Origin of the sequence: Rhodococcoides kroppenstedtii (assembly GCF_900111805.1) — a bacterium.
Classification (GTDB): domain Bacteria; phylum Actinomycetota; class Actinomycetes; order Mycobacteriales; family Mycobacteriaceae; genus Rhodococcoides; species Rhodococcoides kroppenstedtii.
On sequence record NZ_FOJN01000008.1, the window covers coordinates 138,245 to 161,329 of the forward strand.

At 69.4% G+C, this 23,085-nt stretch carries 24 protein-coding genes and 1 pseudogene; 11 read left to right on the forward strand and 14 right to left on the reverse strand.

Features of this window, described 5'->3' with window-relative positions; translation table 11 throughout:
• Nucleotides 1-97: 97 nt before the first annotated feature.
• The 3 genes from BMZ18_RS11030 to BMZ18_RS11040 all read right to left on the reverse strand — a co-directional run bounded on the left by BMZ18_RS11030 (nucleotide 98) and on the right by BMZ18_RS11040 (nucleotide 1,539).
• Complete coding sequence (locus tag BMZ18_RS11030) at nucleotides 98-304, reverse strand: helix-turn-helix transcriptional regulator (RefSeq protein WP_068364828.1); 207 nt, start codon at nucleotides 302-304, stop codon at nucleotides 98-100.
• A 6-nt stretch (nucleotides 305-310) separates the two neighbouring features.
• Nucleotides 311-715 (reverse strand): hypothetical protein, encoded by a 405-nt coding sequence (locus tag BMZ18_RS11035; RefSeq protein WP_139203926.1) that lies wholly within the window; start codon nucleotides 713-715, stop codon nucleotides 311-313.
• A gap of 182 nt (nucleotides 716-897) precedes the next feature.
• The gene (locus tag BMZ18_RS11040) at nucleotides 898-1,539 is read right to left on the reverse strand and encodes a TetR family transcriptional regulator (protein ID WP_169817740.1); all 642 of its coding nucleotides are present in this window, start codon (nucleotides 1,537-1,539) and stop codon (nucleotides 898-900) included.
• Between the two features lie 84 nt (nucleotides 1,540-1,623).
• Here BMZ18_RS11040 and BMZ18_RS11045 point away from each other — a divergent pair, with 84 nt between their 5' ends.
• Nucleotides 1,624-3,234, forward strand: a complete 1,611-nt coding sequence (locus BMZ18_RS11045; RefSeq protein ID WP_074922178.1) for an MFS transporter — start codon at nucleotides 1,624-1,626, stop codon at nucleotides 3,232-3,234.
• 97 nt (nucleotides 3,235-3,331) lie between these two features.
• On the opposite strand, the gene BMZ18_RS11050 is transcribed toward BMZ18_RS11045, so the two are convergent.
• Nucleotides 3,332-3,907 (reverse strand): carboxylesterase/lipase family protein, encoded by a 576-nt coding sequence (locus BMZ18_RS11050; protein WP_068366149.1) that lies wholly within the window; start codon nucleotides 3,905-3,907, stop codon nucleotides 3,332-3,334.
• Between the two features lie 61 nt (nucleotides 3,908-3,968).
• On the opposite strand from BMZ18_RS11050, the gene BMZ18_RS11055 reads away from it, so the two are divergent.
• Nucleotides 3,969-4,250, forward strand: coding sequence for a YrhK family protein (locus BMZ18_RS11055; protein ID WP_068366152.1), 282 nt, complete (start codon nucleotides 3,969-3,971; stop codon nucleotides 4,248-4,250).
• 64 nt (nucleotides 4,251-4,314) lie between these two features.
• Here BMZ18_RS11055 and BMZ18_RS11060 read toward each other — a convergent pair whose 3' ends face one another.
• Nucleotides 4,315-4,902 carry a copper chaperone PCu(A)C domain-containing protein gene (locus tag BMZ18_RS11060; protein WP_068366155.1) on the reverse strand — a complete coding sequence of 196 codons (588 nt, stop codon included), beginning with the start codon at nucleotides 4,900-4,902 and terminating at the stop codon, nucleotides 4,315-4,317.
• 186 nt (nucleotides 4,903-5,088) lie between these two features.
• On the opposite strand from BMZ18_RS11060, the gene BMZ18_RS11065 reads away from it, so the two are divergent.
• Both BMZ18_RS11065 and budC read left to right on the forward strand, forming a co-directional pair.
• Nucleotides 5,089-5,754: a hypothetical protein gene (locus tag BMZ18_RS11065; protein WP_139203927.1), complete on the forward strand. Its 666-nt coding sequence runs from the start codon at nucleotides 5,089-5,091 to the stop codon at nucleotides 5,752-5,754.
• A gap of 134 nt (nucleotides 5,755-5,888) precedes the next feature.
• Entirely contained in the window at nucleotides 5,889-6,671 is a 783-nt protein-coding gene (budC, locus tag BMZ18_RS11070) for a meso-2,3-butanediol dehydrogenase (protein WP_068366161.1), read from the forward strand.
• A gap of 31 nt (nucleotides 6,672-6,702) precedes the next feature.
• Here the strand turns inward: budC and BMZ18_RS11075 are convergent.
• The 3 genes and pseudogenes from BMZ18_RS11075 to BMZ18_RS11090 all read right to left on the reverse strand — a co-directional run.
• Nucleotides 6,703-6,972 (reverse strand): annotated as a pseudogene (locus BMZ18_RS11075) (SDR family NAD(P)-dependent oxidoreductase); the annotation flags it as partial.
• A gap of 300 nt (nucleotides 6,973-7,272) precedes the next feature.
• Entirely contained in the window at nucleotides 7,273-8,262 is a 990-nt protein-coding gene (locus tag BMZ18_RS11085; protein ID WP_068366170.1) for an SDR family oxidoreductase, read from the reverse strand.
• A gap of 45 nt (nucleotides 8,263-8,307) precedes the next feature.
• Nucleotides 8,308-9,087 carry an SDR family NAD(P)-dependent oxidoreductase gene (locus BMZ18_RS11090; protein ID WP_068366173.1) on the reverse strand — a complete coding sequence of 260 codons (780 nt, stop codon included), beginning with the start codon at nucleotides 9,085-9,087 and terminating at the stop codon, nucleotides 8,308-8,310.
• Nucleotides 9,088-9,210: 123 nt separating this feature from the next.
• On the opposite strand from BMZ18_RS11090, the gene BMZ18_RS11095 reads away from it, so the two are divergent.
• Genes BMZ18_RS11095 through BMZ18_RS11105 form a run of 3 tightly spaced genes read left to right on the forward strand, consistent with a single transcriptional unit; the run spans nucleotide 9,211 to nucleotide 12,688 of the window.
• Entirely contained in the window at nucleotides 9,211-9,960 is a 750-nt protein-coding gene (locus BMZ18_RS11095) for a transposase (RefSeq protein ID WP_068366176.1), read from the forward strand.
• Between the two features lie 28 nt (nucleotides 9,961-9,988).
• On the forward strand, nucleotides 9,989-10,873 hold the full coding sequence (locus BMZ18_RS11100; RefSeq protein WP_068366180.1) for a hypothetical protein: 885 nt from the start codon (nucleotides 9,989-9,991) through the stop codon (nucleotides 10,871-10,873).
• 39 nt (nucleotides 10,874-10,912) lie between these two features.
• Nucleotides 10,913-12,688, forward strand: coding sequence for a GMC family oxidoreductase N-terminal domain-containing protein (locus BMZ18_RS11105; RefSeq protein WP_068366183.1), 1,776 nt, complete (start codon nucleotides 10,913-10,915; stop codon nucleotides 12,686-12,688).
• A 14-nt stretch (nucleotides 12,689-12,702) separates the two neighbouring features.
• Here BMZ18_RS11105 and BMZ18_RS11110 read toward each other — a convergent pair whose 3' ends face one another.
• The 5 genes from BMZ18_RS11110 to BMZ18_RS11130 form a co-directional block, all read right to left on the reverse strand.
• Nucleotides 12,703-13,827, reverse strand: a complete 1,125-nt coding sequence (locus BMZ18_RS11110; RefSeq protein ID WP_139203928.1) for a GGDEF domain-containing protein — start codon at nucleotides 13,825-13,827, stop codon at nucleotides 12,703-12,705.
• Nucleotides 13,828-13,941: 114 nt separating this feature from the next.
• Nucleotides 13,942-14,133, reverse strand: coding sequence for a ferredoxin (locus BMZ18_RS11115; protein ID WP_068103131.1), 192 nt, complete (start codon nucleotides 14,131-14,133; stop codon nucleotides 13,942-13,944).
• A gap of 70 nt (nucleotides 14,134-14,203) precedes the next feature.
• Nucleotides 14,204-15,772 carry a bifunctional 3-(3-hydroxy-phenyl)propionate/3-hydroxycinnamic acid hydroxylase MhpA gene (gene mhpA, locus BMZ18_RS11120; protein WP_068366189.1) on the reverse strand — a complete coding sequence of 523 codons (1,569 nt, stop codon included), beginning with the start codon at nucleotides 15,770-15,772 and terminating at the stop codon, nucleotides 14,204-14,206.
• On the reverse strand, nucleotides 15,773-16,705 hold the full coding sequence (locus BMZ18_RS11125) for a fumarylacetoacetate hydrolase family protein (RefSeq protein ID WP_068366192.1): 933 nt from the start codon (nucleotides 16,703-16,705) through the stop codon (nucleotides 15,773-15,775).
• Entirely contained in the window at nucleotides 16,702-17,901 is a 1,200-nt protein-coding gene (locus BMZ18_RS11130) for a VOC family protein (RefSeq protein ID WP_082895266.1), read from the reverse strand. Before BMZ18_RS11130 ends, BMZ18_RS11125 begins: the two co-directional genes overlap by 4 nt.
• 147 nt (nucleotides 17,902-18,048) lie before the next feature.
• Between BMZ18_RS11130 and BMZ18_RS11135 the strand changes: the two genes are divergently transcribed.
• Nucleotides 18,049-18,705 carry a TetR/AcrR family transcriptional regulator gene (locus BMZ18_RS11135; RefSeq protein ID WP_068366239.1) on the forward strand — a complete coding sequence of 219 codons (657 nt, stop codon included), beginning with the start codon at nucleotides 18,049-18,051 and terminating at the stop codon, nucleotides 18,703-18,705.
• Between the two features lie 3 nt (nucleotides 18,706-18,708).
• Here BMZ18_RS11135 and BMZ18_RS11140 read toward each other — a convergent pair whose 3' ends face one another.
• A complete protein-coding gene (locus tag BMZ18_RS11140) occupies nucleotides 18,709-19,365 on the reverse strand; it encodes a TetR/AcrR family transcriptional regulator (protein WP_169817767.1) in 657 nt (218 codons plus the stop codon).
• Between the two features lie 120 nt (nucleotides 19,366-19,485).
• Between BMZ18_RS11140 and BMZ18_RS11145 the strand changes: the two genes are divergently transcribed.
• From BMZ18_RS11145 to BMZ18_RS11155, 3 genes are read left to right on the forward strand one after another with little or no spacing between them, the layout of a single operon-like run.
• On the forward strand, nucleotides 19,486-20,445 hold the full coding sequence (locus tag BMZ18_RS11145; RefSeq protein ID WP_068366199.1) for a fumarylacetoacetate hydrolase family protein: 960 nt from the start codon (nucleotides 19,486-19,488) through the stop codon (nucleotides 20,443-20,445).
• On the forward strand, nucleotides 20,442-21,131 hold the full coding sequence (locus BMZ18_RS11150) for a VOC family protein (RefSeq protein ID WP_308127625.1): 690 nt from the start codon (nucleotides 20,442-20,444) through the stop codon (nucleotides 21,129-21,131). Before BMZ18_RS11145 ends, BMZ18_RS11150 begins: the two co-directional genes overlap by 4 nt.
• The gene (locus tag BMZ18_RS11155; RefSeq protein ID WP_068366203.1) at nucleotides 21,128-22,972 is read left to right on the forward strand and encodes an FAD-dependent monooxygenase; all 1,845 of its coding nucleotides are present in this window, start codon (nucleotides 21,128-21,130) and stop codon (nucleotides 22,970-22,972) included. The genes BMZ18_RS11150 and BMZ18_RS11155 overlap by 4 nt, the downstream gene beginning before the upstream one ends.
• The last annotated feature ends 113 nt before the right edge of the window (nucleotides 22,973-23,085 follow it).

Below are 23,085 nucleotides of genomic sequence, written 5' to 3' on the forward strand. Positions count from 1 at the left end.
CGGTCCGAGCCGATCGCCCGATTCCGTTGCGGTGCAGGAGTGGTCCGCAGGAAGCAGCCTTCGGTGGGGACGGCAGCGTCCGGGTGACGGAGCGCACTCACTCCTGCGTGGATTCGGCGTCGTCGAAGATGGCCTCGATGGGGCACTCGAAAACGCGAGCCAGACGGAACGCCAGGGGCAGGGAGGGGTCGAAGCGACCGCGCTCGATGGAGATGACGGTCTGGCGCGAGACGCCGAGCGCGTCGGCCAACTGCTGCTGCGACCAGGTGCGCTCTCGCCGTAGTTCGGGCAGTCGGTTCCGCACCCCGCGTCAGCCTCGCCGCTGCAGAACGGCGTACCGCAGGCCGAACGAGCCCATGGCCAGGGCCACCACCGACGCGAGTGCCACGGCGGTGGGCATCTCGAATCCGGTCAGCGCCACCACCGTCGTCGCCGTACCGGTCACGAGCAGGACGTCCCCGAACGCACCGCTCGCCGCGCGGTCGTGCCAGACGCTCTCGATCGAGCGCTCGGGATCACGCGGAGCGCCGTCGAGCGTGTTCCGGTCGACCGTCAGTACCCAGGCCAGGGCGGCCGCGGCCCAACCGAAGGCGAATGCCATCGCGAGCCCTCCGACGACCGCAGGGGTGCCGGCGGTACCGGTGGCCACGACGACAGTCGCGACGACCACCGCCACGACGACGCCGATCGGAATCGCGACCAGCAGAGCGGACACGTTCTTCGTACCGACAGTCGTTCGGCCCCAACGGCTTCGCGAGACGTCAGCGGTGGACGTCGAGTCGGTTCCCGGATCGTTGTCCACGGTGGCGCCCTTCGCTCGGTGTCAAGTGTGCTTGACGCTCGCCGACAGTGTTGCATGTCAAGCGTGCTTGACACAAGGTCGTTCGGCGACCGGAATCATCCGGAACGCGGGGTCGATCCGTCGGCCGTGACCGCATCGACCACGGCGATGGCGTCGGTCGCACCCAGGCCGGCGATGACCAGGGCCACGACGGCGACATCGCGCGCCGGGTCGGCCGAGTTCCCGGCATCCGCGTCGGCGAGCAGGTCGAGTGTCGCCCCGTCGGTCAGCGTCACGATGGTGCTGGGCGGCAGGTAGGCCGGGAAGAGCCCCGACCGTTGCCCTGCTTCGACCAGGTCGAGCGACAACTCGCGGCCGGGGGCCAACAGTTCCAGCACGCGATCGTCGCCCAGTTCCTGCCGCCCGATGCCGAGCAGTGCCCGGTAGCGGCCCGCGACGGGCCAGGTGATCATGGCGAGAGCTGCGACCGCGCGATCCGGTTCCGCGGGCAGGGCCGCACGCGCCGGGATGATCGCGGTCAGGTCGGCGGCGGCCGATTCCGCGATGCCCACGATCAGATCGTGCCGAGTCGGGAAGTGGCCGTAGATGGTTCGCCGCGCTATTCCTCCTGCGGCCGCGATGTCCGCGATGCTCGCGTCGGGCTGTCTCCCCAGGACGTCGATGGCCGCGTCGATCACGATCTGCCGTTTCGACGTGGTTCCGCGCCTACCGGCGCCCGCCGTCGAGTTGTCCGTCACCACCCGATCATCCCCACTTGCACACTGTTGTGCAAGTGGCTAACTTGCACATTGCTGTGCAAGTCGATACGGAGGGAGTGCGGGATGTCCACGAACACGGAAGTCGCGACGGAGGACCGGGCGGCCGATCCACGCCGGTGGTGGGCCCTCGGGGTGCTGTGCATCAGTTTGTTGGTGGTGGTCATGGCCAACACGTCGTTGATCGTCGCCCTGCCGTCGATGACGCGCGATCTCGGGCTGGACAGCAGCGGCATGCAATGGGTGGTGGACGCGTACACCGTGCCCTGCGCTGCCTTGATGCTGCTCTGCGGAGCCGTCGGCGATCGGATCGGCCGTCGGCACGCCCTGGTCGGCGGGTTGGCGCTGTTCGGAGCCGGGGCGATCGTCGGCGCCGTCGCCGACACCACCGCGGGTGTCATCGCGGCGCGCCTGGCCATGGGTGTCGGCGCGGCCGTCATCATGCCGGCGACGCTCGCTCTACTGGTGGCGATCTTCCCCCGGCACGAACGCGCGCGGGCGATCTCGCTCTGGGCGGCGACGTCCGGACTGGCCATCGCGGTGGGCCCGTTGCTGTCCGGCGCGCTGCTCGAGGTCACCGAGTGGGGGAGCACCTTCCTGGTGAACGTGCCGATCGTGGTGGTCGCCGTCGTCGCCGCCTTCTGGCTGCTGCCCGTCAGCCGGTCCACCGCCCGGTCCCCGATCGACTGGGTCGGCGGTGCACTGTCCGTGATCACCGTCGGCGCGCTCGTCTACGCCGTCATCGACGGATTCCACTCCGGCTGGGCGGGATTGCCGACCGTTCTGTCGATCGTGGCGGCGGCCGCGGCGATCGCGTTCGTCGTCTGGGAACGCCGGCACCCTGCACCGCTGCTGAACATCCGTCGCATCACCGACAGAACCGTCGGTGGCGCGACGCTGGCCGTGCTCATGCTGTTCCTCGCGGCGTTCGGTGTCATTTACTTCGTCGCTCAGCACTTCCAGTCGGTCTTCGGGTACGGCGCGCTCGAGACCGGGCTCCGACTGCTTCCGCTGGCGTTCGCGGTCATGATCGGCTCGGTCGTCAGCAGCCCACTGACGACGCGCGTCGGGCTCCGCGTCGTGATTCCGGCCGGCATGGCACTGGCCGCGGTCGGCGCCTTCGTGCTCACGGCCGTGGACGCACAGTCGGAGTACGGGCATTTCCTGATCGCCCTGGTGGCGATGGGCCTCGGAATGGGCCTGGCGGAACCGCCGGCGACGGACGCCATCATGGGCGGCTTCGACGAATCCGACCTCGGCGCAGCGGGTGGAGTGACCGACACGTCGATCGAACTGGGCGGGTCACTCGGCATCGCCGTCATCGGGTCCGTGCTCGCGACGGAATACCGGAACGGGATGTCCGACACGGTCACCGCGGTCTCCGACGGGGCCGCGGGACAGCCACCCGAGGTCGCGGACGCTCTCAGCGGTGCCGCGTCCGCAGCGTCCGAATCGGTGGGCGCCGGATCCGCCGTCGCGACCGAACTGTCGACGGCGTCCCCCGCCCTGGCCGACGAGCTGCGGACGGCCGTCGTCGACTCGTTCGCCGCGGCGGTGGGCACCGCGAGCGCTGTGGCGGGCTCCGTTCTGATCGCCGGGTGTGTCATTGTCGCACTGACGCTTCCGGCCCGTCGGCGGCCATCGACCTCGGCCGTCGCGGGCGCCCCGGTTCGGTAGTCGACCCGGCCTCGTGGGTTTCCCGCGGGCGGTTCCTGCTCGTGCGGACGGTGCACCGTCCGCCGGTGCACGAGCGGTCCGCGGGAACGGCACACGGTCAGGAGAAGACGATCCTCTCCCGCGGCAGGCCCGCCACGCCCACCATGGCGAACGTCGTCCAGGTGTGACGCACGGCGGCGGCCAGCGCGTCGGGCGGTCGTTCGCCGGCGAGCATGGGTGCGTCCGACCAGTCGCCGCCGAAGAGGAGGGGCAGCTCGATGCAGTGCGTCGCGCCGAAGGGTGCGTTCGCGGGAGCCCATGCCACGCGGTAGGTCGCGATGCGACCGCCGGCCGTCGACCACACCCGTTCGATCTCGCTGGTAACGAACACCTTTCGGGTCACGGCGGCGACGATGCGGCGAGCGACGGCGCGTCCGACGGGGCCCAGCGAGCGCAACCGGGCGATGGCGGGAACGGCGCGGACGAAGGGCTCCGCGTCGTCCTCGGTCCGGCCGATCAGCAACTCCACCCGCGTGGCCGAGTCGCGGAGCGCCCCGTCGACGTCCGGGCCGAACGGTGCGACGCCGAACACGGGTCCGAACGGCGTGCGCCCGGCCATCCCGTACGACCGCACCGCGTCGTCGACGGCGCGCGCGGCCGCGAGGACCGCGGAGGCGGGCGCTGTGGTCGGCACGCGCCGTGCCGGGAACGAGGGGTCCGGTTCGACAGCGATGGTTGCGGGGCATCCACCGGTCATGGCAGACAACGGTCGCACCCTCACCCTCCACCTCGGTCACGACGAGCTTGTGATCCGCCGCAAGTGGGAGACCGCCAGCATCGTCAACGACGTCCTGGTCGCGTTGTGGTTCGTGATCGGCAGCGTCCTGTTCTTCTGGGAATCGACCACCACGACGGCCACGTGGTTCTTTCTGGTGGGGAGCCTGCAGTTCCTCGCCAGACCCGTGATCCGCCTGACTCGGCGTATTCATCTGCAGCGCATCGGCTCCGACGACGGAGGGACATCGGCCGACTTCTGATCGGGTGGCCGAGCAGCGCGGAGAACCGGCCTGCCTGTCCGCAGCGGAAACGCGAACAGCACGTTCAGCCGGGTTCGACCGCGGGCGGCAGGGGGCGACTGCTCCGGTCCAAGTCGTCGGGCTCGACGACGTCGAAGGGAACGTCGACGGTGACCTCACCGGCTCGTTCGAACCGGAACGTCACTGCGACAGAGGTTCCGGGCTGCAACTCGCCGTCCGCCAACTCCACCGCCACGGTGAAGGGCCGGTCCGCACCGCTGCCGTCGCCGCCCACGTTCTCCACCGGCTGCCCGGCGGCGATCGAGGTGCCCGGTTCGACGACGAGTTGCTCGGCGGTGGCGTCCAGGGTCACCGACGACGCCGCAGGAGAGGTGATCGAGACCAGGGTGTCGGATTCCGCCGGGTCGGTGTTGATCGCGGTGAAGTTCAACGTCGCACTGCCGTACGCCGACGACGGATCGTCGGGTGTCGCGCCCGTCGGTTCGGCGTCGATGCTCGTGTCGCGGATCTCCACTGCCCCGATGGACGGACCGTCGGTGTCGGCCTCGCGCGCGGTGTCGGCGGAGCACGAGGTCAGCGCGACGGCCGCGGACACGGCGGCGGCCGCGAGCAGGACGGGCCGGTGGAGACGGGGACGGCGCGGTGGCGGCATGGATCTGTTGTACCCCCGTCGGTGTCGGCCGAAGCGCTCGGTCCTTGGGTCAAGACGTGCGGGAACGTCGTCTCGAGCGGGGACGCGGTGGCCGGCTCCGTCAGGGATACGTCAAGAAGTGCCGCGGTGCGTCAGGGGCACGTGAAGGCCACCCGGCTGCGATGGGGCCAGCGCTAGACACGATGCATGACAACGAGTTTCGTCGCCGCTCCTACGGTCGCTGCGCACGGTGATCCGGTACACCGGATGCGCCGCGTCATCCCCGCTGTCGGTTGCGCCGTGTCCGCCCACGCGCTCGTCGACCGTGACGTACTGCTCTGGGTCCAGCGCAGCGCCATCACCGTTCTCGTGCTCGACGACACCGGTCTCGACCTGGTGCAGTCGGTGAGCGTGCGTCCGAATCAGGTCGTGTTCCGCACGGGCGACTGCCCGGACTCGATCCGCCGAGCGGTGCATCACGGAATCACGCGATTCATCGTGGGCAGGCAGGAGCACGTCGATCACCTGGTCGAGTACGCGCGGAGAACGACCTTCGTCTATCTCGCGCCGGGTCTCCCCACCGTGGTGCCCGCTCGCAGGATCGTTGTGGTCGGCCTCCACGGTGACATCGACGCGTGCGGGACACCCACCGAGTGGGCCGACGCTGCCGAGTACGCGCTCTGCCGGACCGCGCAGGCGAGGACCCTGGGCACTCCCGCTCACAGGATCGTGCTGAGCCGGTCCGCCGGCACCGTGGTTCCGCTCTCGGTCGAGCGGCTCGACTCGATCGTCCGCGCGGTGGACGAGGCTCTTCGCCAGGGCTGCGCTCGATGGCGACTGGCGCGCCCCGCGGTGACGATCGCTGTTCTGTAGCTCCGCGGCTCGACGGACCGGCGTCGCCCGGACGGTTCGCGAGGGATTGAGAACAGCGACGACGAGGCATTCGGTGGTCACCGCCGGGTCCGTCCTCGGCGAGATCATGGACGACAGGGAGGCGCACCGAGCGCATGAGCACCACCAACGAGTACGCAGTGCAGGACAAGGTCGTCGTCGTCACCGGCGCCGGATCGGGGATCGGACGGGCCATCGCGCGTGCCTTCCTCGCCAACGGCGCGATCGTCGTCGTCACCGGCCGCCGTCGCGAGCCACTGGAGGAGACCGTCACGGACGCCGGTGACGGGCGTGCCCTCGTCGTCGCGGGGGACGTGTCGCGTCGCGACGACGTCGAGGCGCTGCTGGCGACGGTCCTCGAGGCGTTCGGACGAATCGACGTCGTCGTCTCCAACGCCGGAGTTCACGACGGCGGTGGCGACATCACCGACCTCACCGACGAGGACTGGGCCCTGCTGCGCGGGGTGAACATCGACGGCTTTCTGCACCTCGCTCGGGCGACGCTGCCCGAGTTGGTGCGGTCGGGTGGGAATCTCGTCGCGGTCTCGTCGGTGTCGGGCATCGCCGGGGACTGGGGCCAAGCTGCCTACAACGCGTCCAAGCACGCGATGACGGGGTTCGTGCGTTCTCTCGCACTCGATTACGGCGGTCGCGGTGTGCGCGTCAACGCGGTACTGCCCGCGTTCACGCTGACCGAGATGACCGCGGGGATGGCGACGGACGAGGAGTCCCTGGCGCCGTTCGTCGACCGAATCGCCCTGGGCCGGCCCGGGGAGCCCGACGACATCGCTCCCGCCGTGCTCTTCCTGGCCTCCGACGACGCGCGGTACATCACGGGTGCTCTGCTCGCCGTCGACGGAGGCACCAGCGCCTCGACGGGTCAGCCCCACACCGAGTGAACGGAACCCGCCACGCGGAGTGAGTCTCCCGCTACTCGAACGGGTTCAGGGTGCGGCCGAGGACGTATCCGATGCGTCCGGGAATGGGACGCATGGCTGCTGCCGAGACCTTGTTGGCGACGCCCGTGTAGCAGACCGGCTTGCCGGCGCGCACGGCGTCCCAGCCCTCGCGGACGACCTCTTCCGGCTGCTGCCACAGGAATCCGGGCAGACGGTCGGCGACGTCGCGGGTGCCCATCACGTCGTGGAACTCGCTGCGCGTGAAGCCGGGGCACAACGCGGTGACGTGAATTCCGGAGGGCGAACTGCTCCTCGTTGATCGGGGCGATGGTGGGATCCGAGGAGGCGCCGGTGAACGTGAAGCAGGCGAAGGCGATGGCGATACCGCAGTAGTCCGCGCGGTCGACGCACGACCGAAGGTCATGGGTGAGGCGGTCGAGGAGTTCGGCGACGTGGTCGTCCTCACCGCCCAGTTGCGCGACCTCGCGCACGACGGCGGCGATTCGCAGGTCGATCTACGCCAGTTCGTCGTGCGCAGTCATGGAGTCATCCACCACGATCGAAGACGGCCGTACGCGTCGAGTCCGAGACGACCGACGTGTCAGCGTCCTCGGACGGACAACCGCCGGGCGACCTCGCGTCGGGCGAAGTCGGCGTAGCTGGTGGGGGTGCGGCCGAGTAGCGACGGGAGGTGCGACAGATCTCCGACGGGCAGGCCGTGGGAGTCGTAGTAGGTCATCATCTGCACGTAGTTGTCCCGTGCCTGCGGTGACCAGGTCTTGATGCCGCGGGCGTTCTGCGCTTCCTTGGCACCCTTGATCAGGTGCGAAACCCGGCGCGGTGACAGCGTCGTGATCGCGCGCGCCGCTCCGCCGACGACGGAACTTGCCGCGGACAGAGGGTTGAGCAGCACGGTCGGAGGCAGGCGGATCGCCGTCACCGGGTAGCCGAGTGCGTCCGCGAAGGCGGCGGCCATCGCGTTCCGGTCGATGGTCTCCGTCGACAGGTCGTAGGTCTTCCCGACGTGCTCGTCCGGTGAGAGGAAGACGGCGGCGGCGGCCTCGGCGACGTCCTCCACGTCGACGACACCCATGGGGCTGGTCGTCGACACGGGGTAGGGCATCAATCCACCGCGGATGAACTCCCAGAATTCGAGGTAGTTCTGCATGTAGTGCGAGGGACGCAGGATCGTCGTCGGGACGGGCTGGTCGGTCAGCAGCTTCTCGACGTTCTCCTTCTGGGTGTGGTGCGGCAACTCGGTGATCTCTGGATGGATCACGGAGTGGAAAACCAAGTGGGACAACCCGTGCCGGGTGCCCAGGTCGATGATGCGCTCGGCGATGGGGCCCTCGTCGATGATCTGCGTGGGCGCCGCGTGGTACATGCTGTCGGCGCCCTTCACCGCCTCGGCCAGGACGGAGTCCTGGCGCATGTCGCCCACCCGGATCTCGGTGGCACCGTCGCGCCGTGCGATGGCTGCCTGGGCCTGGTTCTTGACCAGAGCGCGGACGGTGACGCCCTGCGCGGCCAGCGCACGGACGAGAGGGCGGCCGACACCGCCGGCGGCGCTGGTGACGAGAACGGTCGACATAGCGGTACTCCTTCGCGAGCAGGGAAGTTCGAGAGATGAGGTGGGTCAGGTGAATCGGCGCATCGACCGGGCGAGCGAGGGCAGCAGCAGTCGATTGGGGACGATGCGTGCACCCACGGACGCGAGAGTGTTGCGGCGGCCGGAGACGACGTAGAGCGGGGGACGCCGTCGATCGAGGGCCGACAGGGCCGTCCGGGCCACCTGATCCGCCGTCTGCATCGAGCCGACTATCGCGGCGTTCTCGCCGATGACGTCGAAGAACTCGGTCTTCGTCGGGCCGGGCGCCAGAGCCATCACCCGGACGCCGTGGGGCCGGGCCTCGCACCACAGGGCCTGCGTGAAGCTCAGTACGAACGCCTTCGCCGCGGCGTACACCGCGAGGGAGGGCACCGGCTGGAACGCCGTGGTGCTGGAGACGTTGAGAATGGTGCCGGACCGGCGCGCGACCATGTCGGGGAGGAAGGCGTGACACACGTCGACCAGCGCGGCCATGTCGACGGCGATGACGCGGTCGAGGTCCTCGGCATCCGCGTCGACGAAGGCCCCCTGGGTGGCGATGCCGGCGTTGTTCACCACCAGCTCGACGTCCCCCTCGACGCGGGAGCGCAGGGTGTGGCCGGGGCGTTCGGTGGACAGGTCGTGCGCGACGACCTCGCATCGGATTCCGTGCGCCGCTTCGAGTTTCTCGGCCAGCTCCGTCAGGCGGTCCTCCCGCCGCGCGACCAGGACGAGGTCGGACCCCCGTTCGGCGAGCGTGCGCGCCAGTGCCAGTCCGATTCCTGCGCTGGCTCCGGTGACCAGAGATCGCTTCGGCGTGAAAACCATGACAGTGCCTCCAGGAGTGACGCGGCAATCGGAACCACGCAATCATGCAAAACTTGCAGTAAATACGCAATACCTCGCATTTACCGGTGGCGCGATCCGCGCCCGGCTCGTAGGTTGTCGGGCGTGGCTCGACAGTCGCGGTTCACAGCCGCCCAACGACATTCGGCGGTCCTGCGTGCGTTCGAGGGCTCCGAGGACGTCGAGTCGGTGGCCGAGGAACTGGGTGTGCATGCGGCGACGCTGTATCGCTGGGCCAAGGAGTCGCACCGGGACGCGGGCGAATCCACGCGCCTGCGGCTGATCCGCACGGCGCAGGACATGCTGCGCGATCACACGTACACGTCGGTCACCGTCGAGGCCGTCGCGGCCCGCAGCTCCGTGGCGCCGCGCACCGCGTTCCACACCTTCGCCGGGAAGGCGGATCTGTTCCAGGCCGCCGTCGACGACGCGGCGACTCAACTGATCGCCGCGATCGCCGCTGCCTCCGCGGAGGCGACCTGGCCGGCCGAGCCGGTCGGCCAACTCGGCGTGTTTCTCACCATCGCGGCCCGCTCCATCTACGCGACGTCCGCCGCCCACGTGCTGTTCCGGGACGTCGGCGTTCCGCGGCAGGGTGGGCCCGCCGAGGACTGGCACTCCGCGTTCGTCGACGCCGTGGCCGCCTTGATCTCGGCGGGGATTGCCGGTGGTGAGATCGCGGCCGACGTCGACGTGCACGCCACCGCCCGCGTGATCACCGGGGCCATGCGCGGCATCCACGCCGCCGTCTTCGACGGGGCCGATCCCGTGGTGGCCGTTCGATCGGTGGGGCGGCTGGTGGCAATGGTGGACTCGGCGGAGGGGGGCGGCCAGGCAAGTGCAAATGTGACATAGTCCGCAAAAGACCCCTATTGTTGTCGGGGTGTCACAAACCCTGAGCCGCCGCGGCGCTCTCCGCGCCGGCGGCTTCGCGTCCCTCCTCGCGGCTGCGATGGCGGCCGGAGGCGGTGCCGCCGTTGCCGAGCCGCTCGGCGGTTATCCCGATCTGCCCCCGTGGGCCGACGCCGTCCTGGATCGCTTGCTGGCGGAATCCACCGACGCGATGCGCGGCGTCGTGGTGATGATGATGCCCGCGGGTGACCCCTACTCGCTGCAGCAGGGCGTCACGGCGACGGGCCCCGGGCCGTTGGACCAGCGGTCGCCCGAGGCCTTCGGCGCACTGATCGACCGCTTCGTCCCCCATGCGGACCAGCTGCTGCGTCCCGTCGCGGTCGCGTTGATGGCCACGGCTGCCGACGTGGGTGATCCCGCGGCACGCGCCGCCGGCGGCCTTCCCGACCCCGCCGTCACCGCCGCAGTCGACCGCGCCCTCGGCTACCGCTTCACCGACAGCACGTTCCCCGCGTCGTTGCTCGCCGCCATCCTGCTCGACGTCACGGCGGTGCTGCTGGATCCGCGCACCGTGGCCGGGCCGTTCGCCTCGGCGTTCGCCAACGCGCGGTACGAGACCAAGTGTCGAGTGTTCGAGGCGCTCGAAGCACCTCTGCCGGAGCTGATCTCGATCGTCGACGAGGCGCTGCCGCAACCGCTGACGGGGAGCGCGTCCGGCGTCCTTCGCTTCTTCGGCGGGATCCTGTTGGACGGGTCCGCCTTCACTGCCTGGAGCGAACACGATCTGTGGGATCGCCGCACTCGCGTGCTCTCCGCTCGCCCGGTGGCGTGGGACATCGCCGCTTATCGGCCGAAGGGGCCGGTGGACGGACACGCGGAGTTCCTCGGGTTCCACCGGGGCATCGACAGCTTCTGACCGCGATCGCGGTCGATTCGACGAGGGGAAGTACGCGCTGTGCGTGACGTGATCGTGGTGGGTGCCGGAGGGGGCGGTCCGGTGGTGGCCGCGGAACTGGCGGGTCGAGGCTTGGACGTACTGTTGTTGGAAGGCGGTCCGCGACACGCGAATCCGGAGTCGGAATGGTCGCACCTGGAGTTCGACGCCAACGATCCGACGTCGGGTTACCTCCGCTTCGGTCCGGAGAACCGAGACAAGCCGGGGTGGTACCGGGAGTGGTCGCAGAACAGTTTCGTGTGGGAACTGTCCGGTGTCGGTGGCACCACACAGCACTACTTCGGTAACTGTCCTCGGCCATATCCCGGGGTGTTCGCCGGGTATCAGGGCGCGGACGCGGCTCTGTACGACACGGCGTACCGATTCCCCCTCACGTACGCCGAGTTGGTCCCGTACCTCGAGTGGGTGGAGGCGACGCTCCCGGTCAAGCCGGCACCGATGGGACGCAAGGAACAGGTGTTCTTCCAGGGGTGTGAAGGACTGGGTCTCCCACTCCAGACATCGAGAGACACCACGGGTTTCGCCTACCGGCCGCAACCGAACGCCATTCTTCACCCCGGTGGCAACGCCGGCCGCACCGACGACAGCTCTCTGCTCGTCTACCCCGATGCCACGGGGTGCACCTTCTGCGGACACTGCTTCCAGGGCTGCTACCTCCCACTGCGCGCACCGCGCAACCAACTCGCGCGCCGGTCCACCGACAACAGCTACGTCCCGCTCGGGCTCGCCGCGGACGCCGTGCATCCGGGCGGCCGAGCCATGGAACTGCGGGCCGACTCGTTCGTCACGCAGATCCACCACGAGACGTCCGGCGGGCGCACCCGCGCGACCGGAGTGACGTTCCGCGACAACGAAACCGGGGAGAGCTTCCGCGAGGACGCGACCGTGGTCGTCCTCGCCGCGGGAGCAGCCGAGTCGCCCCGTCTCTGGTTCAACAGCGCCCTCCCGAACCCCAACGGATGGGTGGGCCGCGGCCACACCGACCACTGGTTCGATTGGGTGGTCGGCCTGTTCGACGACGACACCGGCAATTCCCGCGGCGGCAATTCCTGCGCTCGAGTGGAATACCCGGGATACGGCGGCCTCGAGAACGCCGGACTGACACCGGGCATCCAGGCGTTCACCATGAACCTGTCCGAGAGCGGCATCCGCGGGCAGTACACGAACGGTCGCGGCAGGACGGGCGCCTGGGACGGCCCCGCCGGGCGCCTCGCCGGCGCCGAACTGCGGGAGTTCATGTCGCACGGCATCGACCGCATGCTCAACGTTCTGTGTATCACCGACGATCACGTCGATCCGGAGCAGCGCATCGTGCCGTCCTTGCTCCCGGCGGACGAGAACGGCGCCGTCGCCAAGTACGACCTGCAGTCCCGTGGACGATTGCCGGCCACCGAACGGAACCGCGAGTTCGTCGCCACGCGGGCAGCCGAACTCCTGCGCGCCGCCGGCGCCCGGTCGATCTACCGCGTCGACTGGGCACCGCTGCAATTGCACGTCCATTCCTCGATGCGCATGGGCGAGTCCGAGACGAACTCCGTCACCCGACCCACCGGTGAAGCGCGGTTCGTCGACCGACTCTTCCTGGCCGACAATTCGATGCTCGCCAACTCGCTCGGCGGACCCAATCCCACTCTCACCACCCAGGCGTTCGCGACTCGGACGGCGGAAACGATCCTCGCCACGTACTTCGGTGGCGAGGGCTGGGTGCACACGGAAGCTCCCGTGGTGACGACGGACCCGCGCATCACGGAGCGCATGGTCTCGCTGGGGCTGTGACGTCGTCGGGCCCGTCAGCCGGTCGCGTTCGCGTCGTCTCCGCGTCGTCCTCGGTGACCGCGTGCGTGGTCGTCCGCCCCGCGCGCCTTCCGGCTCTTCGAATCGTAGAGACGCTTGTCCGCCGCACGCAGGGCCGCGGTCATGGCCTCGGTGACCGCGGCCGGTGAGCGGTCGGGCAGCGGGACGTCGGCCGCTCCCGCGCTCATCGTGTAGCCGGCGACCATGGACACCCGCGTCAGGGACGCGGCCAGCTCGTCCGCCGCGCCCGGCCCGTCGGTGACCCGCGTACAGGCGAACTCGTCCCCGCCGAGCCGCGCGACCACCCACCGGCCGGCGGTCACGACGGTGAGATGACGGGCGAGGTCGGTCAGGACGGTGTCGCCGACGTGGTGACCCCACCTGTCGTTGACCGACTTGAAATCGTCGACGTCGACCACGACCGTCTCCAGGAGGGTGGTGTCGCCGTCGACGCGGTGGGCGAGGCGGAGCAGAGCGTCCTCGAGTCCGCGGCGATTGAGCAGGCCCGTCAGGGGGTCGAGGAGTGACTGTCGAGCCTGGCTGCGCAGCTCACCGAGATGCACCAGCAGGACGAACGGCGTCAGGAACACCAGCAACATCGTCAAGGTGTGTGCGGCGATGACCCACAGGCTGGCGGCCTGCCAGAGCACGGCGTTGACGGCGATCACCGCGAGAACCACGGTGCTGTAGAGCATGTGCGTCAGACAGGCGGCGAGCGGAGTCGCGATGACGGCAAATGTCGTCAGAACGGCGAAGAGTGCCGTGCCGCCGATGGCGGTGAGCCGATCCTCCTTGAGCAGCATGCACAGGGTGATGGACACGTCGGCCCAGGCCACGAAGGCGACGACGACGCGACCGCGGAACCGGTGGGTGACGCATATCCAGATTCCGACGGGCAGGCTCGTCGACGAGACGACCGCGGTCACGACGGCACCCCACCCGCTGTACTCCTCCGAGGGGGCCGACAGCAGGCCGATCACACCGATGACGATGGTGCCGATGCCGACCACGACACGGGTCAGGGTGCTCGGCCCCGACCGATCGGACGACGCAGCGGTTCCGTCGTGTTCCCCGAGCACGCTGCGGAGACGGTCGACCCACGACGCTGAAATCGTAGCCACGGGCCCCCCGCACAGCCGGATGAATGGTGGCGTTCACCCTAACAAAACGGGGAAAAGGCTCGGTTCGATTCGCACGAATCGCCCGGCTTTCGCGCCACCGTCGACCACGCCGGGTCAGGAGCGTTCGCGGAGCGCGGCCACCGGACAAGCGGCCACGGCCGACTGCACTGCAGCTACCTGATCTGCGGGGATCTCCTCGTGCTGCAGGTGCAGATCGCCGGCGTCGTCGAGTCGGAAGACCTCCGGCGCCTGGTCCTCGCACAGGCCGTGGCCCTCGCAACGGTCGTAATCGACGTCGATCCTCATGGTGTGTCTCCTTTCGCCGCCACCGGGCTGTGGGGCGGGTCGGTCGATGGGTGGACGAGGTCGTGGTGGATCAGGGAGCGTCGGAACTCCCGACGCCGGCGGTGGGAGACGTGGGTACGCGGGTGAACAACGCGGCGAGCGAGGTCCCGGCGGCCATCACCGTGCGGTCCGGCCGCACCAGTGCGGCGCTCACCCGGCCGCGGGCGAGCCATCGTCCGAGCGGGGATGCGGGGGGCACCACGACGACCACGCACCCGCGACGGTCGAGATCACGGCTCTGCTGCGCGGTCGGTGTCGCGGTCGTGACGATCGAGAATCGGTGCGCGACGGTCGAATCGAGACGCGCCCCATCGCCCTGGACCGCGTTGGGCACGAGAGTGCCGACGAGTGCGGTGCGGGTGAGACGGGAGCGCACCGGTCCGGTCCGGACGAACGGCGACGCGGACAGCGCCGGCGTCGTGCTGTCGGTGACCAGGGAGGCCAGGCCCGGCACCCTGGACAGCACGGGGAGTATGCCGCGACGAATCGTCATCGTGCGTTCGCCGCCGCCGACCATCAACCGGCCGACCATGACGGCCAGTCCGATCATGGAGCGTGCGTGCGGTTCTCGCTCCTGCTGGTAGGTCTCCCACGCCGATTCCGGGAGCAGGCCGCGGCGTACTGCCGCCACCTTCCACGCGAGGTTGCTCGCGTCGCGCAGACCCGCGCCCAGCCCCTGCCCGATGAAGGGGGGCGTCAGATGCGCCGCATCGCCGAGCAGGAACACCCGCCGGTCCCGCCACCGATCCACGACCTGGGCGCGAAACGTGTACTCCGCCGTCCGGATCAGTTCGAGGTCGTCCACCGACACGTCCGCCAGCCAGGGCCGCATCAGGGGCTCCAGCGATGCGAGGTCGGCGTAGTCGTCGGGCGACTCGTCGTCGACCAGTTCGAACTCCCACCGATGCCGGGTCGCGCCGATGCGCATGTAGGTCGCCGCGCGGTGCGGATCGCACAGCTGATGAACGCCCTCCCAGTGAGCGAGCGGCGCCTCGGTGTCGACGTCGATCACCAACCATCGTTGCGAGGGGCCGAGATCGGTCATCGACGATCCGATGGCGGTGCGCACGGCACTGTTGGCGCCGTCGCAGCCGAGGACGACGTCGGCCGTGATCGCCTCACGACGCCCGGTCTCGACGTCCCGCACGACCACGACGACGTGGTCGCCGTCGTGCACGACGTCCTCGACCTCGACACCACCGCGGAACGTGACGGACTTGGCCTTCTCCAGTCGCCGACGCAGGATGCGCTCGAGATCGGGTTGGTCGAACATGTTGGCGGGCGGGAAACCGTGCGGCCGTTCGTCCGGGTCGCGGTCGAACTGAGCCAGCGTGCGCAGCCCGGAGTCGACGAGCCGCAGGCCCTTGCCGGGGCGCGAGGCGGCGAGGAAGTCGTCGGCCGCGTCGACGCCGTCGAGGATGCGGCACACCTCGTCGTCGAGGTGGACCGCGCGAGGCTGCGGGAACACGTCCTCCCACCGATCCAGGACGAGGGTGTCGACGCCGAATCGGTCCAACAGCAGCGCGGCCACGGTGCCGGTGGGGCCGGCTCCCACCACGACAACCGGTGGCCGAGCAGTGTCTCTCGCCGGGACGGACACCTACGCCTCCCGCACCCGGGTGCGCTGGACACCGAGGTCGAGAGCGCCGTCGTCGGTGCCCACCGTCAACTCCAGAACGTCGCCGTCCTTCAGGTATTTCGGATTTCGCCCCTGCTTGCCGAAAAAGATCTTCCACTTCAGTGCCGGCGGCAGGAACGCACCCGCGATCTCGATCGGCTTCGGCGGGGCCGTCAGCGCCGTCCCGCCGGGTGTGCCGGTGAGCACGAGATCACCGGTGTCCAGGCGCTGGAAGCGTGCGAGCGCGCGCAACGCCTCCAGCGGTGGGTAGATCATGTCCGCCACGGTGCTGTTCTGGCGAACCTCTCCGTTGACACGCAGCGTCAGGCGAAGATGCTCGAATCGACGCAGATCACCGTCCTCGAGAACGCCGAGCACGGGGCCCACGGGGGTGAACGTCGGATACGACTTCGATTCGTAGAACTGGGTTTTGGGCAGCTGCACGTCTCGGGCGGACACGTCGTCGGTGACGACGAGGGCAGCGATGTGACGAGCCAGATCGCCCTCAACGACCGACGCGCCCACCTCGAGGGGTTCCCCGACGACCAGACCGATCTCCACCTCGTAGTCCAGCAGGCCCACGTGGGCGGGCTTGATCACGTCGTCCGTCGGGCCGCTGATCGACCCCGAGGCCTTCCGGAAGAAGGTGAGGGGCACGGTCTCGGGGTTCATCCCCGAATCCTTCACGTGCGAGCGGTAGTTGGTCATCTGAGCGACCACACGACAGGGCGCGGTGACGGGGGAGACGAGCTCCAGCGTGTGCACCGACACTCGCTCCGACGACGACGAGGCGGCAGTGAGAGCGGTGCGGTCGGCCAGCAGCTCGGCCGTGGTGGTGGCGGCGGTGTCGACGCGCGAGGCGCCGTCGTCGTGGCGAACCCACCAGGCATCGGCGGTACGGAGAACAGGAATCACGTGGAGGCGACTTTCATGAGACCGCGGAGGCGGTGGAGGTCGAATTCGGTGTCGTGACGCAGAGCGGACAGAATCGAGCGCGCCTCGGCGAGACCGCGGCGATCGACGGTGACCCCGAGGAAGTCGCGGCTGGCCGGTGGACCCCACTGCGCGAGGCCGGACGCGGTCATCGGTGCCCACCCGGGTTCGAGCGAGGAGTCGAAGCGGTCTCCGTCGGCGAAGTGCTCGACCAGGAACCCGTCGGGATCGCGCCAGTAGTCGAAGATCTGACTGCCCTGGATGTGGCGGCCCACGCCCCAGGAGTGCCGGTAACCACGCTCGGTGAGGTACCGGCTGCCGGCGCCGATGGCGTCGAGGTCGCACACCTGATAGGCCGAGTGCACGTACCGGTTGGACGGACCGAGTGCCATGGCGAGGGTGTGGTGGTCGGTGGGTTCGCTCCCGCGATCGCAGCGGATGAACGCCATGACCGGCCCTCGATCACGCTGCCCGTCGTAGTAGAGAAAATCGCTGACGATCAACCCGAGGTGTTCGAGATACCAGGTGAGATTCTCCAGGTAGCGGTTGCGCTGGACGACCACGTGTCCGAGCCGCTCGACCATCGCCGGCTCGCGCGGCGGTCGTTGCGTGGCGTTGACCCGGCTGATCTTCCACGGGTCGAGCGCGCCGAAGTTGTACTCGTGCACCCGTTGTCCCGGAATCTCCGGGGCCTCGTCCACCCCCGCGACCACCCGAACCGCTTGGCCGCCGGGGTCGGTGAGCGTCACGCCGATGCCGCCGAGCGCGTCCGGAAGCCGTTCCACGCGGGCGCCGGTGGCCTCGGCCAGGGTCATGACGTCGGCGGTCTCGGCGGCGCGGAAGGCTGCCGCGGTGAACGCCGTCCGGCGCCCGCGCCGAATCAGCACGCAGGGTGAGCCGGCGGCCAGGCCGCGGAGATGCAGCTCGTCGTCCGTCGCGAGGGTGACGGTGAAGCCGAAGGCCTCGGCGAATGCCCGCGCGCGAGTGAGGTCGGGCTTGGTGAACTCGAGCCAGGCGATGTCGTGCACCTTGACGATCGGATCCCGCACGCGGCCGGGGTGTTCACCGGGGCGGGCGCCCTGATCGACGTGCAGACCGCGATGCCCGTCCTCGTGGCGGTCGGTCGCGTGGCCCCCCGGCACCCGACGGTCGTGCCGTGGTGCGTCCACTACTGCCATGACGATCCCCCCTTCGGAATCTCTGACGAAATCGTCACACACGGTCGGGCTCGTCGTCAACGTTTCCGACGATGTCGTCGGTTCTGTGATGGCGTTACACTTCTGCCGATTCGGCAGACGACGCGGGTGGCGGAGGTGGCGGGCACGATGGCAGCGGACAGGCTCGAACGGCGGAAGGCTCGAACCCGGGCCGCGCTGGTACGCGCGGCGCAGACCTTCCTCGCCGACGGACGGCTGACGGCGCCCGTCCTCGAGATCACGCAGGTGGCGGACGTCGGGATGGGGTCCTTCTACAACCACTTCGCCAGCAAGGAGGAGTTGTTCGAGGCCGCGGTGGACGACGCGCTCGAAGCGCTCGGCGCCTACCTCGACACACTGACCGTCGGGATGACCGATCCGGTGGAGAAGTTCACGCAGTCCTTCCGGTTGACCGGCCGCCTCTTCCGCGCCGAGCCGAACCTCAGTCGCGTGTTCGTCAATTCCGCTGTCGCGCAGGCGATCACGACGGAACGCGGGCTCGCGCCGAGGTCCCTGCGCGACATCGAGGAGGCGGTGCGGTCCGGCCGGTTCGACGTCGAGGACACCGAGTTGGCGCTGGCGCTCGTCGCCGGCACGCTGACGGCGCTCGGAAGGGTGCTGCTGGACCGACCCGACCGCAACGCCGAGGAGGCGGTCGACAACACCGCGGTGCGCGTGCTCCGTGCCCTCGGAGTATCGGTGGACGAGGCGACGCAGCTGGTCGCTCGTCCGCTGCCCGACACCGAGAACGTCTCCGCGGCAACCGTGTTGATCACCGAGGGCTGACGGTCAGAGCGACGGGAGGTTCCGCCGACCCGCGCGACCCTCGAGTACCGGGACGGCGTCGATCGCGGCCTCCATCATCTCGATCATCCAGTCGACGACGGCGTGCGCGAGCAGGGTGCCGTCGCTCTCGAGCCACAGCACGGTCGCCTCGTCGAACGCCGTCGCCATGACCCGGCCCACGAAGATGTTCGCCTCCCGGGTCGGATCGACCTCGAGGGCGAGGGCGATCGCGGTCAGCACTCGCTCGCGCCCGCGTTCGGACGCGGCGCGCACGTCCGGATCCGGGCTGCGGCGCCCGAGGACGAGCCGAGTGGTCAGCCCGCGGTGCTGCGCCGCGTACGTCAGATGCGCGCGCAGTCCGCGACGGACCGCGTCGAGATCCGTCGTGTCCGCGCTGCCGTCGAACGCAGCATCCATCTCGTCCACGACGGCGTCGAGAACGGCCCGGTAGACACCCTTCTTGCTCTCGAAGTGGTGGAAGACGGATCCGTGGGCCACGCCGGCGCGATCGGCGATCTCGCCGACGGTGACGGCGTCGAAGTCCCGATCCTCGAAGAGCTCGCGGGCCGCGGCGAGGATCCGTGCCCGTGATGCGGCCTTGCGGGCGGCGCGCGTGGCGGGCACCGAGGAACGTCCGGTCTCCATCAGGTCGGTGTGCACACCGGGGAGCTTACTGGCGCACGTCCGCATTGGGTCACCGATTCCGAATCGTTGACCGACGGTCAACGTGGCGGCTACTGTCGGATCGAACGACAGGGACAGAGCTCGGGGGAGGACGCAGTGGCCACGTACGTGGGTCGATACGACGACGGAGATCGCGTGCTGTGGGCGGTGTCGTCGGACCGGGGGCTGACCGCGCTCACCGACTCGTATGCGACGACGGGGGACCTGCTCACGCACGGTCGCGGGGACATCGCGGCCGCCGCCCGCGGGTCGGTGACGCACCGGCCGGAGGCCGTGAGCACCCTGTCGCCGATCACGGTGCCGTGCCGAGTGATGTGTCAGGGCGCGAACTTCCGGCAGCACGCCATCGAGTCCGGGATGGATCCCGACAATCGCGCCTTCAATCTCTTCTTCGACAAGACCGACGCCTCGGTCACCGGTCCGTTCGACTCCGTGACCCGGCCGGCGCACGTCGAACTCCTCGACTACGAGATCGAGCTGGGGCTGGTGATCGGGAAAACGGTCGACGCGCCGGTCACGATCACCGACTCGACGCTGCCGTCGTACGTCGCCGCGATCACCATCGGTAACGATCTCTCCGCCCGCGACGTGCAACTGCCCCAGGGACAGTACCTGAAGGGCAAGAGCTACCGCGGTTTCTGCCCGGTCGGGCCGGTCCTCGCCGTGCTCGATGCGGACGACTACGCGGCGATCGACCGTCTGACGCTGCGTCTCGAGGTCGACGGCGAACTGCGGCAGCAGGATTCGACCGCGAACTGGCTCTACCGCCCGGCCGAGACGCTCAGCGAGCTTTCCCAGTTCTGCAACCTCGATCCGGGTGACGTCGTGCTCACGGGAACGCCTCACGGCACCGCGGCCAAGACGCCGCCGGCGATTCTCCGCCGTGTCGCCACTGCGGTACTCCCGGAACACGTGCTGTGGAAGCAGTTCATCCGACGCAGCCGTGGAGGCCCGTTCCTGCGCCCCGGCAGCGTCGTCACGGCATCGATTCGTACCGAGGACGGTCGTCTCGACCTCGGTACCCAACGCACGCCCATCGTCGCACCGGGCTCGTGAGCCCGACCCATCCCACCGACCCCACCACTCGAGGAGTGCTCGCCATGGTGTCCACCGCCGATCGTTCACCGGCCCCGGTCTCCACCGCCCTACCGCCGGATCTCCTCGCGCACTTCGTGGTCAAGACCGCACGGGCGACCGAGATGATCGAGTGGTATCGCACGGTGATGGGCGCGGTGGTGGTGCACGAGGACGAGCAGATCGCGTTCCTCACGTGGGACGAGGAGAGTCACCGGCTCGCCCTGGTGAAGATCCCGCCGCCCACCCGGTTCGTGTTCCCGCTGGCGCGCTTCAAGCGCAAGGTCTACGGGGTGGATCACCTGGCCTTCACCTATCACTCGCTGGAAAGGCTGTTGCTCAACTACGAGCGGCTCGCCGGCCTCGGCATCGAGCCGGTGTGGTCCATCAACCACGGGCCCACCACGTCCCTCTACTACGAGGATCCGGACGGCACCCGGCTCGAGTTCCAGACCGAGAACTTCCCGACGCCGGAGGAGACCGCGGCCTTCTTCAGCAGTCCCGAGTTCGCGCAGAATCCGATCGGCGTGACGTTCGACCCGTCGTACCTGCTCGAGCGTCTGCGGGCCGGGGCGCCTCTCGAATCCCTGACGCGCCGCGACGCGGGTGTCCGACCGGGTACGCGTCCGCGGGTGAACCGTCGGGCCATCACCTTCCGCACGCTGTGAGCGCCACGTCCCCGACGACGACGCCCGACCACGTCGACGTCCCCGTCGTCGTCTGCGGTGCCGGCGCGACCGGTGCCACGCTGGCTCTACTGCTCGCCCGGCGCGGAATCAGCAGTGTCGTCCTCGATCGGCGCACCACGCCGCTGACGCATCCCGCCGCTCATGTGATCAACGCTCGGACCTTCGAAATCTGGCGGGACATCGATCCGGGCTTGGCGGACGAGGTCTTCGCGCTGGCGCCGCCCATCGAGGACGTCAACCTCATTCGGTGGCAGTCGTCGTTCGCCGCGAGCCCTATCGGCCACATCGACCTCGCGTCCCGGCCCGAACAGCTCGACCGCGTTCGGTCGCACAGTGACTACCTGGTCTCCCACGTCGGGCAGCACCTGCTGATGCCGGTGCTGTGGTCGTGGCTCGATCGGGAGCCGCTCGTCGAGGTCCGGTACGGCACCTCGGTGGCGGGCATCAGCGAACGCGACGATTCCGTGGTCGTCCACACCTCCGGAGCCGGGGGTGACGGCGCCACGCTGCAGGCCCGCTTCGCGATCGGCGCCGACGGGGCCAACAGCGCCGTCCGCGACATGGTGGGCGTCGAGATGCACGGGCCGACGTTGGCCAAGATGGGTAGCGCGTTCTTCCGGTGCGACACGCTGTACCCGGCGTCGGAAAGGCCGTTGCTCACCTGGATCTACCAGCCGAATTTCGCCGGTGTGTTGATCGCGCACGCGGACCATCACTACGTGCTGATGGGAACGTATCTGCATCCGGCACAGCGGATGTCACGTGAGCCCGGCCCGTACTGGCGCGACACGTTGCCGGCGGTGCTCGGAGCCGACCACGCGTACGACGTCGTCTCGACCGGCAAGTGGGAGATGACGACTCAGACCGCCGACACCTTCCGTCGCGGTCGGGTGCTTCTCGCGGGCGATGCCGCGCATCGTTTCCCGCACACCGGGGGATACGGACTGAACAGTGGTGTGCAGGACGCGCACAACCTGGCCTGGAAGCTGGAGGCGGTGCTGTCGGGCGTCGCGAAGCCGACGCTCCTGGACACCTACGAGGTCGAACGTCGCCCCGTCGTCGACCTCTTCGCGCGACACAGCGTCGCGAACCACTTCAAACTCGACGACGTCACCCGGCACGTGGGCGCCACCAACCGGATGCTGCAGCGGGCGACCTCGGCGATGTCGCGTCCACCCTTCGCGTGGCTGCCGGGCAGCCGGGCCGCCGCGCTGGCGGATCGCGTCGTGGGACTCGGTCTCGGTCGCACGCAGGTCATCGCCGGCACGGGGCGTCGTGCGGTTCGTGCTCGGGACAAGATGGCGAGCGACATTCCGGGGCAGCTGGCGCACTTCGTGTCGACGGGTCTGGAGTTCGGCTACCGCTACGGCGGACCGCTGATCGACGGCCGGGCCGTGTCGGCGCACGACGACGGACTCGACGACGTCGTCGAGTACCGGCCGCGAACCGATCCCGTTGGGCGCCTGCCGCATTCGATTCTCTCGGCGACCGGGGAGTCGGCGCTGCGGAGCGTCGGCCGCGATCCGAACGCCCTGACGCTGGTGACGTTCGACGCCGACGCCTGGCAGGCTGCCGTCGACAAGCATCGAGACGATCTCTCGCCGCTGCGGGTGGACGTCCTCGACCTCGGGCCGGCCGCGGATGCGGCCCCGGGCACCGTGGACCTCTATCAGGTGGGGGAGCGGGGGGCCTTGCTGGTGCGAGCCGACGGGCACATCGTGTGGCGGTCCACCGCCGGGGCCGACGACGCCGCCGACGATGCCGTCGCCACCGTGCGGAGGCTGTGGGGGAGGTACTTCCCGCTCGACCGAGCCCGGTGACCTCCCCCGACGAACCGCCTCGGGTTCACCCGACCAGAGCGGGTAGCGACGGTGCGACGAACAGATCGGCGGTGGCGACGACTGGGACGACAAGCGCCCCAACACCTATGCCG